The sequence below is a fragment of the Streptomyces calidiresistens genome (genome assembly GCF_014141525.1).
GTDB lineage: Bacteria > Actinomycetota > Actinomycetes > Streptomycetales > Streptomycetaceae > Streptomyces > Streptomyces calidiresistens.
In genome coordinates this window covers 1-4,123 of record NZ_VKHS01000510.1, presented here as the reverse complement: position 1 = coordinate 4,123, position 4,123 = coordinate 1, and the positions used below count along the sequence as shown (strand labels likewise).

Genomic DNA, 4,123 nt, shown 5'->3' with positions numbered 1-4,123 from the left:
GGTGGGCGCGGCGCCGGCCGGGGGGACCCCGGGGGCCCATCCCGGCGCGTCGCCGTGCATGGCTCGGTGGTAGGGGTCGTCGGGCCCGATGTCGCCCGGACGGACGGGGCGCCCGGTGAAGGCCGCCTTGTACAGCGCGGCGGTGAACTCCAGGGTGCGGCGGGCGTCGTGCCCGCTGCCGGGCGGCCGGACCCCGGCGCGCATCGCCGCCAGGATCCCGGCCAACTGCTCGGTGTGCGAGCTGGGCACGTCCCGCTCCGGGGTGCGCCAGCGCTCCACCCGCCGGGGCTCGACCCCGGGGCGGGGGGTGTACCGCCAGTCGGCGTTGGTGTGTCCGTAGAGATGGGTCAGCTCGACGGTGGCGTCGTCGCAGTCGATCCGGATGCGACTGACCTCGTCCGGCGAGAGGACGCTGTTGACGACGGTGGCCACCGCGCCGTTGGCGAAGCGGACCAGGGCGGTGGAGACGTCCTCGGTCTCCACGTCGTGGCGCAGCCGGCCGGCCATGGCCCGGATCTCGGTCCAGTCGCCGAGCAGGTGGAGCAGCAGGTCGTTCTGGTGGATGCCGTGCCCCATCGTGGGGCCGCCGCCCTCGCTCGCCCACCTGCCGCGCCAGGGCACGGCGTAGTACTCCTCGGTGCGGTACCAGGTGGTCTGGCAGTGGGCGACCCGGGGGGCTCCCAGCTCTCCGGACTCCAGCAGCGCGCGGGCGTGGACGGTGCCCGAGCCGTGGCGGTGCTGCGCCACCACCGAGGCGTGGGGGCCGCCCTCGCGTTCGGCGGCGGCGATCTCGTCGAACTCGGCCAGCGAGAGGCACAGCGGCTTCTCGCACCACACCCAGGCCCCGGCGGCGAGGGCGGCGAGGGTCTGCTCGCGGTGGAACACCGGCGGGGTGCCGATCAGCACCAGGTCGGGGCGCTCGGCGGCGAGCATGGCGTCGAAATCGGTCCAACCGGTGACCGGTCCCAGACCGGGGTGCCGGACCACCTCCTCGGCGAAGGCCTCCAGACGGGCGGGGTCCACGTCCACGGCGGCGACCAGTTCCACCTCCGGCGCCCGGGCGGCCAGGGCGGGCAGGTGGGCGCCGGTGACGATGGCCCCGGTGCCGATCACGGCCGCCCGGAAGGGGCCCGGGCGGCCTCCGGTCGCGGGAGCGGTGGTCGGCGCGGGGGGCACGTCGGGCACATCGGGCATGAGGGGGCGACTCCCGGTGGATCGGGGTCCGCCGGGTGGCGGACCGGGGTGCGCGGGGCGGCCCCCGCGCGTGGTAAGCGCTTTCCCCGACTCAACCACGACCCCCATCCCGGCACAAGGGGACCACTCCCCCGGACGCCGCGCGGGCGGCGACGGATCGGCCCCCGCCCGCGGCAATCGCCCCGGGACGCGACGCGGCCCCGACGCCGTCCGGTCGGAACGGGACGCCGGGGCCCGGATCGGGCACTCAGTCCGCGGCGGGCGCCTCGACCTCGGCGGCCTCCCCGCCGATCCGGTGCACCCGCACCAGATTGGTCTTGCCGGCCACGCCCAGGGGCGACCCGGCGGTCATCACCACCGTCTCCCCGGGCTCGCAGACCCGCCGGCGCAACAGTTCCCCGTCGAGCATGTCGGCCATGGCGTCGGTGGAGTCCACCGTCGGCACCAGGTGCGCCTCGACCCCCCAACTCAGGGCCAACTGGTTGCGCGTCGCGGGGTCGGGGGTGAAGGCCACCACCGGAATCGGCGAGCGGTAGCGGGAGAGTCGTCGCGCGGTGTCCCCGGACTGGGTGAAGGCGACCATCAGGCGGGCGTCGAGGAAGTCGCCGATCTCGGCCGCCGCCCGGGCCACCGCCCCGCCCTGGGTGTGCGGCTTGGTCGCCTCGGTGAGCGGCTGGAGCCCGCGGGAGAGCATCTCCTCCTCGGCGGCCTCCACGATCCGCCCCATGGTGCGAACCGTCTCCAGCGGGTAGCGCCCCACACTGGTCTCCCCGGAGAGCATCACCGCGTCGGTGCCGTCCATGACGGCGTTGGCGACGTCGGAGGCCTCCGCGCGGGTGGGCCGGGAGGAGTCGATCATGGAGTCGAGCATCTGGGTGGCCACGATCACCGGCTTGGCGTTCCGCCGGGCCAGGGCGACCGCCCGCTTCTGCACCAGCGGCACGTCCTCCAGGGGCATCTCCACGCCCAGGTCGCCGCGGGCGACCATGATGCCGTCGAAGGCGTCCACGACGCCCCGGAGGTTCTCCACCGCCTGCGGCTTCTCCACCTTCGCGATGACCGGCAGGAAACGTCCCTCCTCGGCCATCACCCGGTGCACGTCCTTGATGTCGTCCCCGGTCCGCACGAAGGACAGCGCGATCATGTCCACGCCCGTGCGCAGCGCCCAGCGCAGGTCGTCGACGTCCTTGCGGGAGAGGGCGGGCACGGAGACGGCGACGCCCGGCAGATTGAGGCCCTTGTGATCGGAGACCACGCCGCCCTCCACCACGAGGGTGCGCACCCGGGGACCGTCCACGGACAGGACCTCGAGGGCGACCCGTCCGTCGTCGACCAGGATGCGCTCGCCCACCGTGACGTCCCCGGGAAGGCCGGCGTGGGTGGTGCCGCACCGCTCCCGGTCCCCGAGGACGTCTTCGGTGGTGATGGTGAATTCGTCCCCGTTTTCGAGAACCACCGGCCCCTCACCGAAAGACCCCAAACGGATCTTCGGCCCCTGGAGATCGGCGAGAATTCCGACGGTACGCCCGGATTCCCCGGCCGCTCGACGAACGCGGTGACAGCGCTGTTCGTGCTCATCGTGGGCGCCATGACTGAGATTGAGGCGGGCTACATCCATTCCCGCCCCGACCAGCCCCGCGATCTGCTCGTACGAGTCGGTCGCGGGTCCAAGTGTGCATACGATTTTGGCTCGGCGCATGCCGCCAACCCTATGCATTACCCCCGGGTAGGGAGCCATCGAAAGGAGTCATTTCCCCAACCTCCCGGTGACAAATGCGCAGCGATCCACCAACGCTTCAAGAATGTGCGCGGGCATGCTCTCATGAGCACTCCCCGGGGGTGGGACACCGTTCCGGCGTACGATCCGCCGTCCCCCGGGAAGCGCTCCCGGGTCACCCGGGGACGTCGGGACCGGTGGGCCCCGACACCGTTCCCCGGCGCGGCCCCGGCAGGGAACCGCCGACCGGCCCCGCGGCCGGTGGCGCGGCACCGGTGGCCCCCTCCACCGCGCCGAAGGAGGTGAAGGCGGTGCGGGTGGGCAGCGGGTACCGCTCCCGGCCCGCCACCGCGTTGAGCACGCGGGCCGCGCGGTGCGCCATCAGCCCCAGGTCGGGGGTACCGACGCCGTGGGTGTGCCGTTCCGCGCCCGCGGAGAACAGTCCACCCGGTGCCCCGTCGGAGAGCTCGATGCGGTAATCCGCCCCGATCACCGGGCGTCCGGCGGCGTCGCGCCGCACCGCCTTCCCCAGCCCGGCCAGCAACGCCTCGACGGAACGCTCGCGGTAACCGGTGGCCGCCACCACGGCGTCGGTGACCAGCGAGGAGTCCGCGCCCTGCTCGGCGTGGTGCAGGTCGAGCCGGAGACGCCCGGACGCCAGGGACTCCACCGCCCGCACCTCCACCCCCGGGGTCAGCACCACCCGCGGCCACTCCTCGTCCGGCAGCGCCAGGTCGTGGTGGTACAGCTCCTCGTGCAGGGCGGCCAGGGTGTCGTGGTCCACCGCCTTGTGCAGTTGCCACTGGCGGGCCACCAGCGCGTCCCGGGTCGCCTCGGGCAGGCCGTGGAAGTAGCGCGTGTAGTCGGGGGTGAAGTGCTCCAGCCCCAACTTGCTGTACTCCATGGGCGCGAAGGCGGGCGAGCGGGTGAGCCAGTGCAGCCCCTCCCGTCCGGCGGGACGTCGGCGCAGCAGGTCCAGCAGGACCTCCGCGCCGGACTGCCCGGAGCCGATCACCGTGACGTGCGGGGCCCCGAGCAACCGCTCGCGGTGACACAGGTACTCCGCCGAGTGCAGCACGGGGGCCCCGTCCCCCTCTGCGGCCCGCCGCAGCGCCGCCGGGAGATGGGGGGCGGTGCCGATGCCGAGCACGACGTTGCGGGCCCGCACCCAGCCGGCCCCGTCCCTGTCTCTTATACCCATCCGACTCTGCC

At 73.8% G+C, this 4,123-nt stretch carries 3 protein-coding genes; all 3 read right to left on the bottom strand.

Annotation, left to right across the window (positions count from 1 at the left end; translation table 11 throughout):
• The coding region (locus FOE67_RS18625) for a Gfo/Idh/MocA family protein (protein WP_182665777.1) at positions 1-1,194 on the bottom strand (1,194 nt) is incomplete at its 3' end.
• Positions 1,195-1,441: 247 nt separating this feature from the next.
• Complete coding sequence (pyk, locus tag FOE67_RS18620; protein WP_182665774.1) at positions 1,442-2,893, bottom strand: pyruvate kinase; 1,452 nt, start codon at positions 2,891-2,893, stop codon at positions 1,442-1,444.
• Positions 2,894-3,086: 193 nt separating this feature from the next.
• Positions 3,087-4,123, bottom strand: a 1,037-nt coding sequence (locus FOE67_RS18615) for a SidA/IucD/PvdA family monooxygenase (RefSeq protein ID WP_182665772.1), incomplete at its 5' end; no start/stop codon positions are given.

What these genes read in the sequence shown, in the direction of transcription:
- pyk (WP_182665774.1), bottom strand. Translation starts at nt 2,893, where the DNA reads ATGCGCCGAGCCAAAATCGTATGCACACTTGGACCCGCGACCGACTCG.